This is a genomic window from Pseudoduganella sp. R-34 (assembly GCF_049904655.1).
Classification (GTDB): domain Bacteria; phylum Pseudomonadota; class Gammaproteobacteria; order Burkholderiales; family Burkholderiaceae_D; genus Rugamonas.
This window is the reverse complement of the sequence record NZ_CP184572.1, coordinates 2,914,522-2,934,628: the sequence shown is the minus strand read 5'-3', so window position 1 is coordinate 2,934,628 and position 20,107 is coordinate 2,914,522. Positions and strand designations below refer to the sequence as shown.

The 20,107-nt window shown below is 62.1% G+C and carries 17 protein-coding genes and 4 tRNA genes; 13 read left to right on the top strand and 8 right to left on the bottom strand.

Features of this window, described 5'->3' with window-relative positions:
- Positions 1–93: 93 nt before the first annotated feature.
- Together rlmB and rnr are read right to left on the bottom strand one after the other, a co-directional pair.
- Positions 94–825: a 23S rRNA (guanosine(2251)-2'-O)-methyltransferase RlmB gene (rlmB, locus tag ACN9MW_RS13620; protein WP_426172191.1), complete on the bottom strand. Its 732-nt coding sequence runs from the start codon at positions 823–825 to the stop codon at positions 94–96.
- A 60-nt stretch (positions 826–885) separates the two neighbouring features.
- Entirely contained in the window at positions 886–3,447 is a 2,562-nt protein-coding gene (rnr, locus tag ACN9MW_RS13615; RefSeq protein ID WP_426171440.1) for a ribonuclease R, read from the bottom strand.
- A 213-nt stretch (positions 3,448–3,660) separates the two neighbouring features.
- On the opposite strand from rnr, the gene ACN9MW_RS13610 reads away from it, so the two are divergent.
- The 5 genes from ACN9MW_RS13610 (at position 3,661) to ACN9MW_RS13590 (ending at position 5,665) form a co-directional block, all read left to right on the top strand.
- Positions 3,661–3,745: transfer RNA gene (locus ACN9MW_RS13610), tRNA-Leu, on the top strand.
- A 162-nt stretch (positions 3,746–3,907) separates the two neighbouring features.
- Positions 3,908–4,978 (top strand): NF038122 family metalloprotease, encoded by a 1,071-nt coding sequence (locus ACN9MW_RS13605; RefSeq protein ID WP_426171438.1) that lies wholly within the window; start codon positions 3,908–3,910, stop codon positions 4,976–4,978.
- A gap of 64 nt (positions 4,979–5,042) precedes the next feature.
- Positions 5,043–5,127, top strand: a tRNA-Leu gene (locus ACN9MW_RS13600).
- A 335-nt stretch (positions 5,128–5,462) separates the two neighbouring features.
- Positions 5,463–5,547: transfer RNA gene (locus tag ACN9MW_RS13595), tRNA-Leu, on the top strand.
- Between the two features lie 33 nt (positions 5,548–5,580).
- Positions 5,581–5,665 (top strand) — tRNA-Leu (locus ACN9MW_RS13590).
- A 72-nt stretch (positions 5,666–5,737) separates the two neighbouring features.
- On the opposite strand, the gene ACN9MW_RS13585 is transcribed toward ACN9MW_RS13590, so the two are convergent.
- A complete protein-coding gene (locus ACN9MW_RS13585; protein ID WP_426171436.1) occupies positions 5,738–6,589 on the bottom strand; it encodes an NAD(P)H-binding protein in 852 nt (283 codons plus the stop codon).
- 82 nt (positions 6,590–6,671) lie between these two features.
- Here ACN9MW_RS13585 and ACN9MW_RS13580 point away from each other — a divergent pair, with 82 nt between their 5' ends.
- The 6 genes from ACN9MW_RS13580 (at position 6,672) to ACN9MW_RS13555 (ending at position 13,979) form a co-directional block, all read left to right on the top strand.
- A complete protein-coding gene (locus ACN9MW_RS13580; RefSeq protein WP_426171434.1) occupies positions 6,672–7,079 on the top strand; it encodes a winged helix-turn-helix transcriptional regulator in 408 nt (135 codons plus the stop codon).
- 12 nt (positions 7,080–7,091) lie between these two features.
- Entirely contained in the window at positions 7,092–9,227 is a 2,136-nt protein-coding gene (locus ACN9MW_RS13575) for an ATP-binding protein (RefSeq protein WP_426171432.1), read from the top strand.
- On the top strand, positions 9,224–9,424 hold the full coding sequence (locus ACN9MW_RS13570) for a hypothetical protein (RefSeq protein WP_426171431.1): 201 nt from the start codon (positions 9,224–9,226) through the stop codon (positions 9,422–9,424). The genes ACN9MW_RS13575 and ACN9MW_RS13570 overlap by 4 nt, the downstream gene beginning before the upstream one ends.
- Before the next feature lie 49 nt (positions 9,425–9,473).
- Positions 9,474–10,007: a phasin family protein gene (locus ACN9MW_RS13565; RefSeq protein WP_426171429.1), complete on the top strand. Its 534-nt coding sequence runs from the start codon at positions 9,474–9,476 to the stop codon at positions 10,005–10,007.
- A 61-nt stretch (positions 10,008–10,068) separates the two neighbouring features.
- On the top strand, positions 10,069–11,709 hold the full coding sequence (locus tag ACN9MW_RS13560) for a VRR-NUC domain-containing protein (protein ID WP_426171427.1): 1,641 nt from the start codon (positions 10,069–10,071) through the stop codon (positions 11,707–11,709).
- On the top strand, positions 11,706–13,979 hold the full coding sequence (locus ACN9MW_RS13555; protein WP_426171425.1) for a helicase C-terminal domain-containing protein: 2,274 nt from the start codon (positions 11,706–11,708) through the stop codon (positions 13,977–13,979). The genes ACN9MW_RS13560 and ACN9MW_RS13555 overlap by 4 nt, the downstream gene beginning before the upstream one ends.
- On the opposite strand, the gene ACN9MW_RS13550 is transcribed toward ACN9MW_RS13555, so the two are convergent.
- Both ACN9MW_RS13550 and ACN9MW_RS13545 read right to left on the bottom strand, forming a co-directional pair.
- Entirely contained in the window at positions 13,976–14,467 is a 492-nt protein-coding gene (locus ACN9MW_RS13550; protein WP_426171423.1) for a DUF4124 domain-containing protein, read from the bottom strand. The two genes, ACN9MW_RS13555 and ACN9MW_RS13550, sit on opposite strands and share 4 nt — an antisense overlap.
- Before the next feature lie 48 nt (positions 14,468–14,515).
- Positions 14,516–15,415, bottom strand: coding sequence for a hypothetical protein (locus tag ACN9MW_RS13545; RefSeq protein ID WP_426171422.1), 900 nt, complete (start codon positions 15,413–15,415; stop codon positions 14,516–14,518).
- 46 nt (positions 15,416–15,461) lie between these two features.
- Here ACN9MW_RS13545 and ACN9MW_RS13540 point away from each other — a divergent pair, with 46 nt between their 5' ends.
- Positions 15,462–15,926 (top strand): hypothetical protein, encoded by a 465-nt coding sequence (locus ACN9MW_RS13540; RefSeq protein ID WP_426171420.1) that lies wholly within the window; start codon positions 15,462–15,464, stop codon positions 15,924–15,926.
- Positions 15,927–15,966: 40 nt separating this feature from the next.
- Here the strand turns inward: ACN9MW_RS13540 and ACN9MW_RS13535 are convergent, their stop codons facing one another.
- The 3 genes from ACN9MW_RS13535 to ACN9MW_RS13525 form a co-directional block, all read right to left on the bottom strand.
- The gene (locus tag ACN9MW_RS13535; protein ID WP_426171418.1) at positions 15,967–16,689 is read right to left on the bottom strand and encodes an immunity protein Imm33 domain-containing protein; all 723 of its coding nucleotides are present in this window, start codon (positions 16,687–16,689) and stop codon (positions 15,967–15,969) included.
- Positions 16,690–16,744: 55 nt separating this feature from the next.
- Entirely contained in the window at positions 16,745–17,176 is a 432-nt protein-coding gene (locus ACN9MW_RS13530) for a hypothetical protein (RefSeq protein ID WP_426171417.1), read from the bottom strand.
- A 64-nt stretch (positions 17,177–17,240) separates the two neighbouring features.
- Positions 17,241–17,807, bottom strand: coding sequence for a dihydrofolate reductase family protein (locus ACN9MW_RS13525; RefSeq protein WP_426171415.1), 567 nt, complete (start codon positions 17,805–17,807; stop codon positions 17,241–17,243).
- Between the two features lie 159 nt (positions 17,808–17,966).
- On the opposite strand from ACN9MW_RS13525, the gene ACN9MW_RS13520 reads away from it, so the two are divergent.
- Positions 17,967–20,105, top strand: a complete 2,139-nt coding sequence (locus tag ACN9MW_RS13520) for a type VI secretion system Vgr family protein (RefSeq protein ID WP_426171413.1) — start codon at positions 17,967–17,969, stop codon at positions 20,103–20,105.
- Positions 20,106–20,107: the final 2 nt, after the last annotated feature.

Here is a 20,107-nt window from a genome sequence, read left to right as displayed (position 1 = left end):
CCCCAGTGTCTGACCCGCAGGGTCAGACACTGATACGCGGCGGCCGCAGGCCAAGGTGCCTGACCCTGCGGGTCAGGCAACGGTTTACCGGTTTCAGGCTTCGCGTGCGATACGCTGGCGTCGCGCTTCGTACAGGCAGACGCCGGAGGCGACCGATACGTTCAGCGACTCAACCGAGCCAAACATCGGAATCGACACCAGCACATCGCAGGTCTCGCGCGTCAGGCGGCGCATGCCCTCGCCTTCCGAACCCATCACGATCGCGGTCGGGCCGCTGTAATCGCCTTCATACAAGGTCTTGTCGCCGTCATCCGAAGTGCCGATCAGCCAGATATCGCGTTCCTTCAACTCGCGCAGGGTGCGCGCCAGGTTGGTCACGGTAATAAACGGCACCGATTCCGCCGCGCCCGAAGCCACCTTGGCCGCAGTCGCATTCAGGCCAACCGAGCGGTCCTTCGGTGCGATCACCGCATGCGCACCGGCGCCATCGGCCACACGCAGGCAGGCGCCCAGGTTGTGCGGATCGGTAATGCCGTCCAGGACCAGCAGCAGCGGCGGGCCTTCCACCGCATCCAGCAGTTCGTCCAGGTTGCGCGCCAGCGCCAGCTGCGAGGCAAACGCGATCACGCCCTGGTGGCGGCGGGTGCCGACGATCTTGTCGAGGCGTTCGGATTCCACAGGCATCACGCGCACGCCGGCCGCCTTGGCGTGGGCGATCAGGTCTTTCATGCGGCGGTCGTCGCGGGCCTGGTCAAAGAAGATCTCTTCAACGCTGGATGCTTCGTGGCGCAGGCGCGAGGTAACGGCGTGGAAGCCGAAAATCATTTTGTTCTTGGACATCGTAGTTCTCAAAATAAGTCCGGCGCCGAAGCGCCGGACGGGTGCTTATCGTTTTTTCTTGGGCTTTGCAGCCTTGGTCACGCGCTTGGCGGTGGTTTTCGGCTTGGCCTTTGGCTTCGGCTTGGCTGCCTTGCGCGCAGCTGGAGCCGGGGGGGCATAAGCAGAAGATGCCGCGCCACGCTTGGCCGGTGCCCGGCCAGGAGTGCGGGTCGACGCTTCGTCGCGCGCCGAGATCGACGGCGCAGTGCGGGCTGCCTTGCGCTTGCGCGCTACCGCTGGATTCTCGCCTTCATCATCGAAGCTGTCGAAATCGCCGAGCGAGCCAACCAGGCCGCCGCCCTTGCGCGAGCCCTTCTTGCCTTGCGGCGGCAGGGTCGAGATTTCGCTGTCGGCCAGGCGCAGGTCGATCTTGCGCGACTCGAGGTCGACGCGCACCACCTGTACGTTCACGCGGCCGGTTAGCTGGTAACGCTTGCCGGTGCGCTCGCCGCGCAGTTCGTGGCGGGCATCGTCATATTCGAAGAAGTCCGCGCCGAGGTCGGTGATGTGCACCAGGCCTTCGACGAACAGCTGGTCCAGTTGCACAAAGATGCCGAAGTTGGTCACGCCGGTGATGATGCCGCTGAACTCTTCGCCCAGCTTGTCCTGCATGAAGTAGCACTTCAGCCAGGCCTCCACGTCGCGCGAGGCTTCGTCCGCGCGGCGCTCGTTGGCCGAGCAGTGCACGCCCAGTGCGTCCCAGATGGTCTGGTCGCCTTTCGTTTTAGCTTCCTTGCCTTCCTGCTTGTCTTTCAGTGCCTGGCGGCGCTGCGCATTCGAGATGGTGGTGTTCAGCACCGACTTGTCGGCGAGCTTCGGCTCATACTTTTTGCCCGCCAGGATCGCCTTGATGGCCCGGTGGGTCAGCAAGTCCGGATAACGGCGGATCGGGCTGGTGAAGTGGGCATAGGCCTCATACGCCAGCCCGAAGTGGCCGATATTGTCAGGGCTGTACACCGCCTGCTGCATGGAGCGCAGCAGCATGGTTTGCAGCAGCTGCGCGTCCGGGCGCTCCTTGATCTTCTTCATCAAGTCGGCGTAATCGCGGGCAACCGGCGTATCGCCGCCGCCCAGCGACAGGCCAAGCTGCTTCAGGAAGTCGCGGACCTGGGTCAGTTTTTCCTTGGTCGGCCCGGCGTGGATACGGTAGGTGCCTGGGTGCTTGTGGCGCAGCAGCAGGTCCGCCGCGCACACGTTCGCCGCCAGCATGCACTCTTCGATCAGCTTGTGCGCATCGTTGCGGGTGCGCGGGATGATCTTCTCGATCTTGCCGGCAGGGTTGCAGACGATGTAGGTCTCGGTGGTTTCGAAATCGATCGCACCGCGTTCCTGGCGCGACTTCTGCAGCGCATGGTAGACGTCGTACAGGTTCTGCAGGTGCGGCACGATTTCCGCGCGGCGCGCCGCTTCGGGGCCCTTGGTGTTGCCGAGGATGGCCGCCACTTCGGTATAGGTCAGGCGCGCGGCCGAGTGGATCACGGCCGGGTAGAACTGGTAGGCCTTGAGTTCACCTTGTGCGGTGATCACGGCGTCGCACACCAGGGTCAGACGGTCGACGCGCGGGTTCAGCGAACACAGGCCGTTGGACAGCTTCTCCGGCAGCATCGGGATCACGCGGCGCGGGAAATAAACCGAGGTCGAACGCTCGATGGCGTCGCCATCCAGGCCGTCGTTCGGCTTCACGTAATGCGACACGTCGGCGATCGCCACGATCAGGCGGAAGGCCGTGCTGCGGCCGACTTTCACCGGCTCGCAATACACGGCATCGTCGAAGTCGCGAGCATCTTCGCCATCGATGGTCACCAGCGGCACGTCGCGCAGGTCGACACGCTCGCCCCAATCGGCTTCATGCACCACGTCCGGCAGCTTGGAAGCCTGCTTCAGCGCGGCGTCCGAGAAAATGTGCGGCACGCCGAACTTGCGTACGGCGATTTCGATTTCCATGCCAGGGTCATCCATGTCGCCCAGCACTTCGACGATCTTGCCCGACGGCTGCTTGAAGCGGCCCGGCTGCTCGGTCAGCTCCACGCTGACGATCTGGCCCGACTTGGCCTTGCCGACGGCGCCCTGCACCAGGATGTCCTGGCTGATGCGCTTGTCTTCCGGCGCCACGACCCACACGCCGTTTTCCTTCAGCAGGCGGCCGATGATGTGGGTGGTGCCGCGCTGTACCACTTCGACAATAGTGCCTTCCGGACGGCCACGGCGGTCGTAGCCGATGATGCGGCCCAGCACCTTGTCGCCGTGCAGCACCTTCTGCATCTCGCGCTCGGCCAGGAACAGGTCTTCGCCCGGTTCGTCAGGAATCAGGAAGCCGTAGCCGTCGCGGTGGCTGGACACGCGGCCGGCAATGAATTCGGAATGGTCCGCCAGCACATAGAAGCCACTGGTATCGGAACGGATCTGGCCGTCGCGCTCCATCGCATTCAGGCGGCGCGTCAGGACGGCTTGGGAATCGGCTTTGACTTTGAGCGACAGCGCCAACGTGCGCAGGTCGAGCGGCGCTTTGGCGCTGCGGAAGATGCCGAGAATCTCTTCGCGGCTAGGAATGGTATGAGTGGAGTTCAAAAGTTCTTCAGTAATCTTATTATTGGTGGTTAGTGTAACAGGAAGGACCGTGCACAAAAATCTTTCGCAGGCCCTTTGACATCGGCAGAGTTTCCTCTATAATTCTGGCTCTCGCAGCGATGCGGGAATGGCGAGTCGATGTGCAGCGTGGAATGAAAGTTCATCTGGCGCAAAACTCTCCAAAGCAGTATGATAGCAGATGTTGTTGCTAATGCCCACGTGGCGGAATTGGTAGACGCGCATGGTTCAGGTCCATGTGCCGCGAGGTGTGGGGGTTCGAGTCCCTCCGTGGGCACCAAAAATTCCGCAGAGAAGCCGCTGATTTCAGCGGCTTTTTTGTTTTCCGGCGTCGAGTTTCTTGACGCTCCCGCCTTCCCGGCTGTCGCGCGCCACGCGCTAGCGGCGGCGCGCATACTTCTTGCGGCATCCTCCCTACCCCACCAATCCGTAGGAGACCGCCATGAAAACATTGCTCGCCAGCCTTTTGCTGGCTGCCAGCACCGCATCTGCAGCCCCGGTTTTCAACTTCAACTACGTCGCCGGCACCTCGCTCCAGGCGCAGCAGGGATTCCAGGCCGCGGCCGCGCGCTGGTCAAATTTGCTCAATGATAATGTGACGATAAATTTGACGGTCGGCTTTAACTCCCTCGGCGGCGGCATTCTTGGACAGGCAGCATCTGCCGAAGACTTCCACACCTATGCCTCAGTTCGCAATGCACTGGCGGCCGACGCCACCTCCGCCGCTGATGCCACGGCAGTGGCCCACCTCCCAGGCGGCTCAAGCTTCGGCATGCTGATCAACCGCACCGCCAACAATCCCAACGGCTCCGGCAGCGCCCTGCCCTATGTCGACAATGACGGCGACGCCAACAACCAGATCCTTTCCATCACCAATGCCGAAGCCAAAGCCATCGGTTTGGCCGTCACGCCGCAAACCCTGTCCGGCTGCATCGGCAACTGCGACGGCTTCATCCAGTTCAACAGCGATTTCAATTTCGACTTCAATCCGAATAACGGCACGGACGCCAACGCCTTCGACTTTGTCGGCGTAGCCGCGCACGAGATCGGCCACGTGCTGGGCTTTATCAGCGGCGTCGACATCCTGGACGGCAATTCACCGCCCTACAACGGCCCGTTCAACGACAACCTGTTCACCTACGTCTCCGCGCTCGACCTGTTCCGCTACTCCGCCATGAGCGCAGCGCATGGCGTGATCGACTGGACCGCCGACAACCGCAGCAAATACTTCTCGCTCGACGGCACGACAGTAGGGCCGCAGTTCTCCACTGGCGACAACTTTGGCGACGGCCGCCAGGCCAGCCACTGGAAGGACAACCTGTTCATCGGCCTGATGGACCCGACCGCCGGCCTCGGCGAAACGCTGCAGATTACCGGCAATGACGTGCTGGCCATGGACGCCATCGGCTGGAACGTGGCCGCGATTCCCGAGCCGTCGGGCTGGGCCATGCTGGGCGCCGGACTGATGCTGCTCGCGGTGCGCCAGCGTGGCCGCTCCAACAAGCTTTCATAAATGTCTTGACGGGCGTGGATCCGGCCTTTACTATGCGTGCCTCGTTGCAGAACAACGCGACAATGCCCACGTGGCGGAATTGGTAGACGCGCATGGTTCAGGTCCATGTGCCGCGAGGTGTGGGGGTTCGAGTCCCTCCGTGGGCACCAAAAATTCCGCAGAAAAGCCGCTGAAAAGCGGCTTTTTTGTTTCCGCCAAATTCGGGGTCAGGTCTGTCATTTGGACACAGAGACCAGGCATTTGATCTTCATCAAATCATATCTGCAAGTTTCTGCAGTCGAATAATCTACCCGCAGCATGACTTTTCCGCCACCTCTTGAGACATGTCAAAGGTGCGCCACGGCTGTCCAAATGACAGACCTGACCCCGAATTGGAAAAAGTTGCACGAAATTATTAATTAAGGCTTGACCGATTCGGTCTCGACCATTAATATGCGTGCCTCTGTTGCACACAACACCGCAACAGAGAGTTGAAGAAGTTAGCGCCCACGTGGCGGAATTGGTAGACGCGCATGGTTCAGGTCCATGTGCCGCGAGGTGTGGGGGTTCGAGTCCCTCCGTGGGCACCAAACGCTACCTTCTGAGACAAATGCAGTACCAGTGCCCACGTGGCGGAATTGGTAGACGCGCATGGTTCAGGTCCATGTGCCGCGAGGTGTGGGGGTTCGAGTCCCTCCGTGGGCACCAAGAATTCCGCAAAAAAGCCCTTCTGCACTGAGCGCGATCTAGAGCGCGTTCAGGCTGAAGGGCTTTTTTCATTTACGCGTTCAGCGCCGCTTCCACTGCTTGCGACAGGCTGCGGGTTGGGCGGCCGATCAGCTTCTCCAGCGCTTTCCCGTCATCGAACAAACCGCCGAGTGCCGAGCCGGCATCCGAATCGGCCAGCAATTCAGGCCAAGGTGCAGGTACGCCGACGCCAGCCAGCACGTTGGCAAATTCCGCCGGCGGGACATCGCGGTACACGGCAGCCTTGCCGGACTGGCGCGCTGCCTCTGCGGCCAGTTCCGCCAGCGTGAACGAGGTGCTGCCGGCCAGTTCATACACCGGCTGCGGGGCTTCCGTCGTCAGCACAGCCACCGCGGCAGCCGCATAGTCGGCGCGCGCGGCTGCCGAAATGCGGCCCTCGCCTGCGCTCCCTACCAGCTCGCCCCATTGGACGGCGCCCTGGATCCGGCTATTGAAATTCTCGACGTACCAGCCATTGCGCAAGAAAGAATACGCCAGGCCGCTAGCGCGGATCGCTGCTTCCGTGGCGACGTGCTCCTCGGTCAGGCGCAGCGGCGAGCTGTCTGCGTGCAGGATGCTGGTGTAAGCCAGCAGTTTCACGCCAGCACGTTTTGCCGCGTCGATGACAGCGCGGTGCTGCGCCGTGCGCTTGCCCACTTCGTTGGCCGAAACCAGCAGCACGCGATCCGCGCCAGCCAGGGCAACATCCAGGCTGGCCGGATCTTCATAGTCCGCACGGCGCACCTGCACGCCGCGCGCCGCCAGGTGCGCCACCTTGGCCGGATCACGCACAGCCGCCACGATTTGCGCTGCCGGCACTTTCTCCAGCAAACCTTCCACCACCAATTGCCCCAATGCGCCCGAGGCGCCAGTTACGACGATCATGTTTTTCTCCTTGGTTGAAAACGATGTAGGGCTATAATAGGCTCAACACTAACTTTTCGTAAGTACGTACTTTTTGGTAAGTATGGAAAAAACTTCAAAATCCTTGCGGGCTTCGCTGTCCCGCCGCTCGGCAAGACCGGGCAATGTGCTGGCGCCAGCGTGTCCGTCACGGGCGGTATTGAGCCACGTCACCAGCCGCTGGGGCGTCCTGGTGCTGGTGGTACTCCTGGGCGGCATGCACCGCTTCAGCCAGTTGCGCAAGGAAGTAGGCGGCGTCAGCGAGAAAATGCTGGCCCAAACCCTGGTTGCGCTCGAGGGTGACGGCTTCGTGCTGCGCACTGCCCTGCCGGTGATTCCGCCCCATGTCGAGTACAGCCTGACGCCGCTGGGCCGCGAAGTCGCTGAGCGGCTGGAAGTCCTGGTCGACTGGATTGAGGACAACCTGCCACGCATCCTCGTTCCGCAGGTCGAGGCCGAGTCCAGCTTGTAATACACTGGCGGCGTGGAACCGAACAAAACCGTCCTCGTGGCAACCGGCGCCAGTCTCGACGTGGCGGCGCTGGAGCTGGCGCTCGCCCGGCACGACTACCGCGTCGAATCGGTCACCAGCGGCCAGCACGCCCTGGAAGTGGCTTCCGCCGGAGGCGTGGTGCTGGTGCTGCTGGATACCGCGCTGGCCGGCGGCGCCGCGCTGGAATTGACCGGCCGGCTGACCCAGGCTGACGCCAACCGCCGCATTCCGGTGCTGCTCATGTCGCATCGCCCGTCGAACGACGAAAAGGAGCGCGCCGCCCGCGCCGGCGCCGACGGCTACTTCACCCTGCCCCTGGCCACCACCAGCGTGGTTGACCATGTGCTGTTCGCGCTGCAGGGCCAGCGCATCGGCGGCTTCGACCTCGAAGTGAACTACCATATGATGGCGGCCGCCTCGCCGGATGCAGTGGTGCTGATCGACATGGACAGCGGCCGCCCGGTCGACCTGAATCATCGCGCCGAACAACTGCTTGGCCGCAGCGCACTGGAACTGCTGACCGCCCCGTTTTCCGCCTTCTGCGACCCGCTGGAAATGAACGCGATGATGCAAAGCGTGCTGGCCGGCGAGCTGCGCGTGCACCGCATCACCTTCCGCCACAGTAGCGGGCGCGCGGTCGAATGCAACGCGCGGGGCGTGCGGATCGCCAAGCCGGGCCGGCGCCTGTTCCACATCCGCCTGGTGGACGTCACCGGCACGCAGCGCGCAGACGAACTGCGCATCGGCCAGGAACAGCTGCTGGAGATGATGGCGCGCGGCGTGCCGCTGCAAGACACGCTGCACAAGCTGGTGCAACTGGTCGAGTCGCAATCGCCGGGCGTGCTGTGCTCCGTCATGCTGCTCGACGAAGACGGCGTGCATATGCGCTGCGCCTGCTGTCCCAGCCTGCCCGCCTCGTATGCCGCCCTGCTGGAAGGCATGGCAATCGGCCCCGGCGTGGGTTCCTGCGGGACCGCCATGCACCGCCGCGAAGCCGTGGTGGTGTCGGATATCGAACACGACCCGCTATGGGCGCCATACCTGGATCTGATCCGGGACTACGGCCTGCGCGCCTGCTGGTCCATGCCGATCATGCAGGACGAGAACACCGTGCTGGGCTCATTTGCCATGTACTACCGCACCGTACGCCATCCGGACGCGGAAGAACAGCGCCTGATCGGCGTCGCCAGCCACCTGGCCAGCATCGCCATCGAGCGCGCGCGCCGCGAGGCGGAACTGGCACGCCACCGCAGCCACCTGGAAGAACTGGTGGAAGCCCGCACTACCGAACTGACACGCGCCAAGCAGCATGCGGAGCTGACCAGCGAAGAACTGCAAGCTGCGCTGGAAAACCTCAGCATGACGCAGGATGAACTGGTACGGCGTGACAAGCTGGCCGCCCTCGGCTCGCTGGTGGCGGGCGTGGCGCATGAACTGAACACACCGATCGGCAACAGCCTGATCACCGCCTCCACGCTGGCCGACCTCACGGCAGCCTTGAGCAGCCAGGTCGACGCCGGCATTCGCCGCTCGGAACTGGACGCCTACCTGGAGCGCGCACGCGAGGCGGGCGACATTATCCAGCGCAACCTGCAGCGCGCCGCCAACCTGGTGGGCAGCTTCAAGCAGATCGCCGTCGAAACCACCGACGCCCAGCGCCGCCATTTCTTCCTCGACCAGCTGCTGCAGGAAATGCTCGCGCCCCTGTGGGCCAGCCTACCGCAACCGCGCCCCCACCTGGTGCTGGACGTGGTGCCCGGCCTGCAGCTGGACAGCTATCCGATTCCGCTGGCCCAGGCCATCGGGCACCTGGTCGACAACTGCATCGTGCACGCCTTTGGCGCCCCGGCAAGCGGCGAGCCAACAGTCACCATTACCGGCAGCGCCGAGGGCTGCGACGTGCTGCTGTCGGTAGCTGACAACGGCGTCGGCATTGCGCCCGATCACCTGCACCGCGTATTCGATCCCTTCTACACCACGCGGCTTGGCGCCGGGCAGTCGGGCCTGGGGCTGTACATCACGCACAATATCGTGACCGGCGTCCTGGCGGGCCATATCGACGTGGCCAGCACGCCCGGCCAGGGCACCACCTTCACCATGCGCCTTCCGGCGACTGCTCCGCTATGAAACGACACCTCGCCATCCTCTTGATCGCCGTCACCGCAGCCGGCATCGCCAGCGCCCGCCCGGCCTGGTGGTACCTGTACCAAAGCCGGATCGACGGCCAGCGCGCCTGCTCGCAGACCCCGCTGGGCGAAGGCTGGGTGCAAATGGCCGGGCCGTTTAAAGATGCCCATTGCGAAAAGTTGGTGCGTAATAAATAATGAAGTCAAAGCAAGAAGCAACGCCATCCCACCTCGACAAGGAGACCGTATGTTTCAAAATCCCGAGCAGTTCGCCAACGCCACCAAGACGCTGTTTGAGTTCCAGCTGGAGACCTTCAACACCCTGACCAACCGCGCCATGCAAGGGGTGGAACAGGCGGTGGCGCTGAACATCGCCACGGCGAAAAAAGCGCTGGATGACCAGATCGAGGCGGGCCGCAAAGTCAATGCCTCGGCCACGCCCCAGGAAGCGCTGGATGTGATCAACGCCCGCCTGCAGCCCGGCATGGCCGCCACCAACGCCTATAACCAGCAACTGGGCGCCCTGCTGACCGAAATGTCGAACGACTTCCACAAGGCGGCCGATGCCCACCTGGCCGAGGCCAAATCCAACCTGAGCGCCCTGATTTACGACGTGACCAAGAACGTGCGCCCCGGCTCGGACAACGCGGTGGAGATTGTCAAAAACGCCATTGAAAACGCCTTCAAAGGCTATGAACAGGTGACGCAGGCCACGCGCGACGCCGTCACCGCCTTTGAGCAGCAGGTCGAGAAAGCCAACGCGGCCAGCAAGAAGGGCTGACAATCCAGGCTGCGGCGCGTTATACTGTATATAAATACAGTTTTCGCGTCGCCTCGCCTGCATGAACCCAGTCCTTGAAAATCCGTTCTACTACCTGGAAAACTTCCACCAGGTCCTGCATTGGATTGGCGAGCGCTATAGCGACCTGTTGACGGACGAGGAAGCGCAGTTCCTCGCCAGCTTCCCCACCGTGCCCCAGCCATCGCGCGCCCTGTTCGTGCGCATGGTGATGCGCAAGGGGGAACTGTTCCGCGCCTCCAGGCTGAACTACCCCGAGATTGGCTGTTCCATCGCCGCCGCCGGCCCACTGGTCGAGCAAGGCTGGGTGGTGCAAGACCCCGAGCTGACGCTGGACGAGCTGTTCGACTTGTTGCAAAAGCCCGAGATCACCCGTGTGTTCGCCCTCAGCGGCGCCGAACGCAGCGCACGCAAGGCCGACCAATTGGCCGCCCTGCGCGAGCGCCACGAAGGCAGCCACCGCTTCACGTCCTGGTATGCCGACGCCGGTGACCAGGTCTATCACATTGTGTCGAAGCCCCTGTGCGACCGCCTGCGCCTGATCTTCTTCGGTAACTTCCACCAGGACTGGTCGGAATTCGTATTGTCCAACCTGGGCATCTACCGCTACGAAAAAGTCGAATTCTCGCCCGCCGCACGCGGTTTCCGTTCGCGCCGCGACATCGACGACTACCTCGCCCTGCACGCCTGCCGCGAGCGATTCGCGGCAGGCGAAGACCCGCTGCAGTTGGCGCGCGAGCTGCCGGCGCCGGCCGATGACAACGAATGGCTGCATAGCCGCCGCCAGAAAATGCTGTTCCAGTTCGGCCAGCAGCTGGAAAAACTGGGCAATTGGGCTGCCGCCTTCGAACTGTACGAACAATGCGCCTATCCCGGCGCCCGCGCGCGCGCCATCCGCGTGCTGGAGAAAGACGAGCGTATCGGGTTGGCCTACGAATGGCTGCAGCGCGCACAAGCCGCGCCCGAAAGCGAAGCCGAACGCCAGCAGCTGCTGCGCATGGCGCCGCGGCTGCGCCGCAAGCTTGGCCACATGCGCGAGCCGGCGCACAAGCTGACGCCGGTCGAACGCATCGACCTGGTGCTGCCGATGCCGGCCGAGGATTGGTGGGTGGAAGGCGTGGTGCGCGACCACCTGTGGCGGGACGAAGCGCCCTGCTTCTACGTGGAGAACGCGCTGGCCAACTCATTGTTTGGGCTGCTGTGCTGGGACGCGGTATTCGCCGCCATTCCCGGCGCCTTCTTCCACCCCTTCCACCACGGCCCGGCGGATTTGCACAGCGCCGACTTCCAGCGCCGCCGCGCCGCCCTGTTCCAGGCCTGCTTCGCGCGGCTGGAAGACGGCAGCTACCGCGACGCGATCTGCCTCAACTTCGCCGCCAAGGCCGGGCTGCAATCGCCCTTCGTCTACTGGGACGCGATCGATGAGGAACTGCTCGGCCTCGCGCTGGACTGCATCCCCGCCGCGCATTTGAAGCTGTGGTTCGAGCGCATCCTGCTCGACATCAAGGCCAACCGCAGCGGTTTTCCCGACCTGATCCGCTTCTGGCCTGCGGAACAACGCTACCAGATGGTGGAAGTCAAAGGCCCGGGCGACCGCCTGCAGGACAACCAGCTGCGCTGGATCGACTATTGCGCCGAGCATGGCATGCCGGTGTCCGTGTGCTACCTGGCGTGGCAAGAATGAGCTACACCATTGCCGTTCGCGCACTGTGCGAGTTCACCGCCAAGCAAGGCGACCTTGACCTGCGCTTCACCCCAACGCCGACCGCACAGGAAGGCATCGAAGGCCACGCCATCGTCGCGAGCCGCCGTGGCGAAGACTACGAACGCGAGCTCGGCTTGTCCGGCGACTTCGGCCCGCTGCACGTGCGCGGCCGTGCCGACGGCTACGACCCGCGCCAGAACCAGCTCGAAGAAATCAAGACTTACCGCGGCGACCTGTCGCGCCAGCCCGCCAACCACCGCCTCCTGCACTGGGCCCAGCTCAAGGTGTACGGCCACCTGCTGTGCGCCGCGCGTAATCTGCCAGCCTTGCGCCTGGCGCTGGTTTACTTCGACATTGGCACGCAAAAAGAAACCGTATTGACCGAAGAGGCGGACGCCCCCACCCTGCGCGTCTTCTTCGAAGAGCAATGCGGCCGCTTCGTCGCCTGGGCCGAACAGGAACTGGCGCACCGCATTGCGCGCGACGAGCAATTGCGCGCGCTGCGCTTCCCGCATGCCGACTTCCGTCCTGGCCAGCGCCAGCTTGCGGAAGCGATGTTCAAGGCCAGCGCGCGCGGCTGCTCGCTGCTGGCGCAGGCCCCGACCGGCATCGGCAAAAGCATCGGCAGCATTTTCCCGATGCTGAAAGCCAGCGCCGAGCATGGCCTGGACAAGGTGTTCTTCCTCGCCGCGAAAACCAGCGGCCGCAGCATGGCGCTTGGCGCCGTCGAAACCATCAAGCGCAGCGCGCCTTTGCTGCCGCTGCGCGCACTCGAGCTGGCGGCCAAGACCACAGCCTGCGAGAACCCGGACAAAGCCTGCCACGGCGAATCCTGCCCGCTGGCGCAAGGCTTCTATGACCGCCTGCCGGCCGCCCGGGAAGCTGCCTTGCAGCAGCCCATGCTGGACCGCGCCTCGGTGCGCGAAGTGGCCCTGGCCCATCAGGTCTGCCCCTACTACCTGCAATCGGAACTGGTGCGCTGGGCCGACGTGGTGGTGGGCGACTACAACTACTACTTCGACATCAGCGCCATGCTGTACAGCCTGACGCAGATGAACGGCTGGAAGGTCGGCGTGCTGGCAGATGAAGCCCACAATATGGTCTCGCGCGCCCGCAAGATGTACTCCGCCGAAATGGACCACGTGCGCCTGCGCGTGCTGCGCAAGACCGCGCCCGAAGCCCTGCGCAAGCCACTCGACCGCGTACATCGCCAATGGAGCGCCCTGGAAAAAGCGCAGGAAGCCGAATATGCCAGCCATGCCGAGCTGCCGGAAAAGTTCATGGCCGCGCTGCAAACAGCCTGCACCGAGATCGGCGACTACATGGCCGAGCACCCCGCCTGGTTCGACGCCGACGTGCTGGACTTCTATTTCAACGCCCTGCTGTTCGGGCGCCTGGCGGAAAACTTCGGCGAGCACTCGCTGTTCGACATTGAAAAATCCGACGTGGGCCGTGGCGCGGCGGCTGGACGCGCAAACTCGGTGCTTTGCGTCCGCAACATCCTGCCCGCGCCCTTCCTCAAGCAACGCTTCGAGGCCGCGCATGTGGTGGCCCTGTTTTCCGCCACGCTCAGTCCGTGGAACTACTACGCCGACACGCTCGGCATGCCGGCCGACACGGCGTGGATCGATGTTGCCTCGCCCTTCGACGCGCAGCAGCTGCAGGTACATATCGCCAGCCACATCTCCACCCGCTACCAGCACCGCGAGCGCTCGCTGGCGCCAATCGCCGCGCTGATGGGCGAGCAGTACCAGCGCCAGCCCGGCAACTACCTGGCTTTCTTCAGCAGTTTCGATTACATGGAAAAAGTGGCCCAGCTTTTCGCCGCCCGCCACCCGAACGTGCCGCTATGGCGCCAGGAGCGCCGCATGGATGAAACCGCGCGCGACGCCTTCCTTGCCCGCTTCAGGGAAGACGGCGAAGGCATCGGCTTCGCCGTGCTGGGCGGCTCTTTTGGTGAAGGCATCGACCTGCCTGGCGACCGCCTGATCGGCGCCTTCATCGCCACGCTCGGCCTGCCGCAGATCAATCCGGTCAACGAACAAATCAAGGCCCGCATGGAAACTGCATTTGGGGCCGGCTATGACTATACCTATCTCTACCCCGGCCTGCAGAAAGTGGTGCAGGCCGCCGGCCGCGTGATTCGCACCACCAGCGACCGCGGCACCGTGCACCTGATCGACGACCGCTTCGGCCGCCCTGAAGTCCAGGCCCTGCTGCCCGCCTGGTGGCAACTCGGCGCGTCCTAGCGCGTACGCTGGCCCGAGCCACACAGTAAAGCGTGATTCTCCTTGCGCTGGCGCACGATGGCCTGGCGCTCTTCTTCACTGACACTGACCGATCCGTTCGAATTGCCGAAGGCCAGCTTGGGGACCTTCTCGGAAAATTCGATCTGCTGTGCATCGCGCTTGCAGACTTCATCGTCAGTCATCGGCTTGTTGCTGCGGTGCTGGCTGGGGTTATAAGGCGCCTTCCCTGCGGTGCGCGCCGCAGTGTCGGCTGCCTCCTGATTCGCAGCCTCACGCTGGATACGACGTTCGCGCGATTCCAGTTCCTGCCTTTGCCAGTCGCCGGCAGGCGCCGCAGCCGGCTTCGCCACAGGGCGCTGCACTGCAATCTCTTTGCTCTTGACGCCGTCCTGCGGACGGTCGGAATAATGGACTTTGCCGTCGGCATCGGTCCACTTATAGAGTTGTGCGTGCGCCGGCAAGGCGGCCAGGGCGAGGATCAGTAGCAAGAAGATTTTCATAACGCGAAGTATATGAAAAACAGTTCCTGCCGTGTCTCACACATTGTCACCGCCTCGAATGTTCAGCTCCGCGCTCATTCTCACGCTCTTGGTCGTCACCTCATCAAACAGGCGACTGGTGATGGAATAAAGTGGAACAAAAAACATCGCCGGCGTAATGCACGTGACCGACGTCTGGAAGCACTCGGGGAACATCGCCCGGTTGTCCGGAATTTCCCTCAACATGTCTTCGTACGACAGCCATTTGACCGCGCCGCCGGTGGACCTGGTAATCACGTGCCCCATGTAGAAGGCCAGCAGGTACAGGAAATTCTGGTTGGCGTGCTTGTCCAGGAACGAGTCGAAGTCCGGCTTGAACTTGATGCGGATCTGGTCCAGCAAATGGTCGACGCGGTCCAGGCTCTCCAGGCTGCCATCCAGGTTCGACTGGCCCAGCGCAGTACTGAACGAGAGCCCGCCCGGGATTTCAGCCTTCGTGAAGAATGCGTTCAGGTACATCTGGGCTTGGTCATTCATGTCCATCTTTGCTGGCGGGGCGAATGACTGGAACAGCACCGAAACGCTGTCGTAGTAGCCCAGCACAGAATCGCCCCCTTCCCGCCCATTCTTAAGATGCTTGTGCACTTTATTGAACGGGAACGTCCCATTCGTTTCGTCAAACGCAATCGCATGGGTGCCGTCAAGTTCTACCCACTGGCCGCCAACGTTCCGTGTGATGCACTCGCCCAGATAGGAGCCGTAGACGCTGACGACACGATCGACATAGCTCTTGTCCCCTTGCTCGTGTTGCCGCTGCAGGAAATCGTCGAGCCAGGTCACGCCCTCCATGCTGTAGCCGGCCTTCTTGCCAAGCGCCTTATTGATGACCGATTCCACGAACTCGGCGTTATAGCGAATATCCTCCAGGGTGTCCTGGTCCAACGGGCCCATCTTCATTGAATCTGCCTTAAAATTGCTTACTTGCAAATTTTATCACGACACAATGAACTACCTGAAAGCACTCATCGGCACGCTGGTCGCGTTTGCCATCATTGGCGCGGCACATGCCAAGGGGCCAAGCGACAGGCAACAAATCCTGGACGCCATCCGGCCGCTGGCTGCTGAAGAACTCAACCAACCTGTCAGGATCAAGGTCAACACCTTAAATATCGACTCCGGCTGGGCCGTCCTGGTTGGAAACCTGGTGGGACCGCCTGGCAAGTACATCGATTGGGACAAGAGCGTCACCTGCCGGGCGGATCTCGACCGTATGTTGTGGGTTGTGCTGAGAAAGAAGAACGATGGCTGGCACGTCAAGCATCTGGACCCTTGCGCCTCTGAGCCACCCTACTGGTACATGGAACAATACGGCGGCTTCGTCTGGCCTTGCGGCGTTTATCGGGGACTCGTGGTATCCGGCACCGAAACGCTGGAAACCCAATGCCGCCGTGAACGCGGGACAAGGTAGGCCAGAGCCGAGGAGACCAGCGTCCCCGGCAACGGATTCGTTATTGCTTTGAGCGCATGTCGAGATAGCTGCCCTTGCGCGGTTCGACTGGAGTGCCGTCTTTGAATATTTCAAACTTCTTGCGGCCTGAAACGACGACCGAGAATTGCTCCGGGAGTGCCAGGAAATCCATGATGTCCGGCCGCTTGAGCATCGCCTCGTAGACGGACATCACCTCTAGATCGTCCTTCGACTTGCTCTTGGTTCCCAATTCCGTCAGGACCCAGCCGGTGACGCCGTCCTGTTTCTTTGCCCGGATCATGATGATCGAAGGCGCTTGCAATGCACCAGGCGTCACCATCAGGGGATGATGAAATGGCGCGAACCGGATCGCCTTCGTAGCGCCCAGGCTATCGGCTGCATAGCGCTGCCGCCGCACGATCTTGAGCGTCCTGGTAACGCTTGGCACGAACTTGAACGGGATCGTTTTCATGTCAGGCTCCAGGACCCGAAGCTTGCCATCCTCCGCAGCTTCAAGCTTCAGGGGCACAGGGCCGACGAGCAGTGTTTCGCCGGCCTTGAACTTCTCGCCAGCTGCGACCATCTCTTCCAAGGTCTCACGGAACCACTGCGCGTCCTTTTCGCCTAAAGATCCATCATCCACGGAGAAGACAAATTCAGGCTGGCCGTACTTTGTGCACTGGGTCGTCGAATAGTCTTGAGCGGCGGCAGCGCTCCCGATGAAGGCCGCGATGAAAATAAAGCGTAAAAGATTCTTCAGCATTTGGGTGGTGGTTTGAAGGGAAAACGAGCCGCGTCGACGAGCGAATTCGAGTCAATCACGACTCGCAGTGGTAGTGGAAATAGTGCGCATGCTCACGCCCCCGCACCAACAAGACCTGACCGAAGCAGTATTCACATCCATCTTCAAGCACAAATCCTTCAGTAACGTTGGCCGGCTCCGGCAGATCCATCGACTTCTTTGCTCGCGCGAGGCCAGTCGCGATCGTCCCCAGAATACGTTGCAGTACCGATGGCCCGACCGCTCTTATCCTACCGGCGCCATGATCAAGATTTCTGTCCTGGGACATGCTCCATGACCAAAATGGATCAGGCTCCACATGTTCAGGCCAGGCGGCTTTCCTCATATGCACCAGACCATAAGGAACGGAAAAGCCAGATACATCAGCCTCAACGAGCTCTGAGCATGCCAGGAAGCCTTCGGGAACTGGCTCCAAAGAATCGAAGAGAATGCGATCGGTTCGGATCACGTTGGCGGTCGCAGAGGGCCAGCCTATGCGTTTGGTTAATTAGCAATCCACGCAGTTTACCGCATCACGACGAAAGCTGCGCGCGTCGATAGTGCATGGCGATTGCACCGTTGCGCAAGGGCTCCGCTGAAATCAACTCAAGCCGCCGCGTGCTGGGCAGCCCGCCTTGGTACAGGGTCGGGCCGTGGCCGGCGATCCTGGGATGGACGAGGAATTTGTATTCATCGATCAGGTCCAGCCGATCCAATTCGGTCGCGAGCTTGCCGCTGCCAAGGAGTACTCCGCCCGGGGTCCCGTCTTTGAGCTTCTGAACACCTGCACGCAGGTCGCCCGGAATATGGTGGCTATTGGTCCAAGGGTAATCCCTGCGCGTCGACGACACCACGTATTTCGGCTTGGCCTGCAGCTTGACCGCCCACTCGCGCATCGCCGGTGCCGCCTCCACGTCGCCGCCGGCGACCGCTGGCCAATAGCTCTCCATCATCTCGTAGGTGACGCGGCCCCAGAGCATCGCTCCGGCCTCATCCATGAGCCGCGTGAAGAAGGCGTGTGTCTCATCGTCGGCGATGCCTTCCTGATGGTCGATGCAGCCGTCAAGCGTGACGTTGATACTGAAGGTCAAGAGCCCCATGGCGCCCTCCTCTCATCAAAACACTAACAATCAAATCGCTACTTTCGAAATGGGCGTACGTCCAATCTCTACAAGGCGCACACCGTTGAATTGAAACTGATCCATGCATTTCCGGTCTATGTTAAATTCTGCGCCAATGATATCAAATCGATAACTAGCATGACTTACCTCAATGCCGCCGTTCCAGAGGCCCTGCTCGGCACGGCCCAAACCAACCGGCTGTTACGCCTTTCCTTCCCGCATGAGGATGGTCCGCGCGCGCTCATGCTGGCCAACCGGCTGGATGCCGAGGAAGGCTTGTCGCGCGACTTCCGCTTCACCGTAGAAGTGCTGTCGAACGACGCCAGCATACCCCTCACGGACGTACAAGGACGCATGGTAACCATATCGCTGGTGCGCGAAGACGGCAGCCTGCGCTACTTCAACGGCTACGTATTCGAATTCCAGTTCGTGAAGACCGACGGCGGCCACGCTTTCTACCGCATGCAATTGGCGCCATGGATATCCTACCTGCGGCTCCGGCGCGACTATTACCTTTTCCACAGCAAGACGGTCCAGCAACAGACCACCGACATCTTCAATGATTACCCGGTCGCGGACTGGCAAGCGCGCATCCATGGCGAAGACGCCGGGATGACCGATGCCTGCCAGGCAGCGGAAAGCGATTACAACTACCTTCACCGCCGCTGGGAAGAACGCGGTTGGCACTACTGGTATGAGCACCGTGCAGACGGCCATACCCTGGTGCTGGCCGACGACACGACCCGCGCCGACGCCATCGATGGCGAATCGCCAGAGATTCCTTTCCAGCGCGAAGCCGGGGCGCAGGAAGACGACGCCATCGGCGACTGGTCGCCAGTGCGACGCATCGTTCCCGGCAAAGTCGCGCTGGCCAGCTTCGACTTCAAGAACCCCCGCCCTGAGATGACCAACCTGCCCGTGCTCAACGACCAAGGCAAGGTGCACCAGGTCGAAACTTACGACTACACGGGCGCGTATGGATTCATGGCCGGCGACGACGGCGACGCACAAGCCCGCAGGCGCACCGAAGAAATCGAAGCCGGTGCCAAGCATTTCGAAGCCGGCGGCAACGACCGCACTGCGCAACCCGGCCGCTGGTTCCGCCTGACCGGGCACTTCGACAGCCAGGACAGCGAGTTCATGATCCTGGAAGTGCGGCACAGTGCCAGCAATAACTACCAGACCGGCGCCCTCGCCCCAGCCCACTACAGCAACTCGCTGACCTGCATCGGCAGGAACGTTCCATGGCGTCCGGGACGCGGCTTCAACAGCGAAGCTCCCAAGCTCTATGGCCTGCAGACAGCTACCGTGGTTGGCCCGGCCGGCGACGAAATCCATACCGACGAGTATGGCCGCGTGCGCGTGCAGTTCCATTGGGACCGAGTGGGCCAGTATGACGAAAAGAGTTCCGCCTGGGTGCGGGTCGCCACGGCATGGTCCGGCCCGAATTTCGGCATGACGTCGATCCCGCGCATTGGTACCGAGGTGATCGTCCAGTTCCTCGATGGGAACCCCGACCGTCCCCTGATTACAGGCATGGTGCCCAACGCGCAAACCATGCCGCCGTGGACACTGCCGGACAACAAGACGCAAAGCGGCATCCTGTCGCGCTCCACGCCGGGCGGTGGCTACGACAATGCGAACGCGATCCGCTTCGAGGACAAGAAAGGCGCCGAACAGCTTTGGCTGCACGCCGAAAAGGACCAGTTGACCGAAGTCGAACACGATGAGGACAAGTGGGTCGGCAACGACCGGCGCAAAACCATCGACCACGACGAGACCAGCCACATCAAGCACGACCGCACGGAAACCGTTGACAACAACGAAACCATCACCGTGCACAACGACCGCAAGGAACGCGTCGATCATAACGAAACTATCAGCATCGGCGACAACCGTACCGAGGACGTTGGAAAGAACGAGACCATCGACATCGGCGGCACGCGCAATGTCACCATCGGCCACATGAAAATTGAAACCGTGGGATTGGCAAAGATCGTCACCATCGGCGGCGCATACCAGACTTCGGTCGGAGCGGCCATGAACACCACCGTGGCCCTGATGCAGGCCGAGGAAGTGGGCTTGTCGAAAACGGTGATGGTCGGCCAGAAGATCTCCTACACCGCAGGCGACGAGTTCCGTATTGAGGTTGGCGCCAGCACCTTCGTCATGAAAAAGGACGGTCGCATCGAGATTTCGGGCAAGGAAATCATCATTCGCGGCTCGAAGAAAGTCGAATTGCATGGCGACGACGTCGACACCAATCCGGTAGGTTGAAC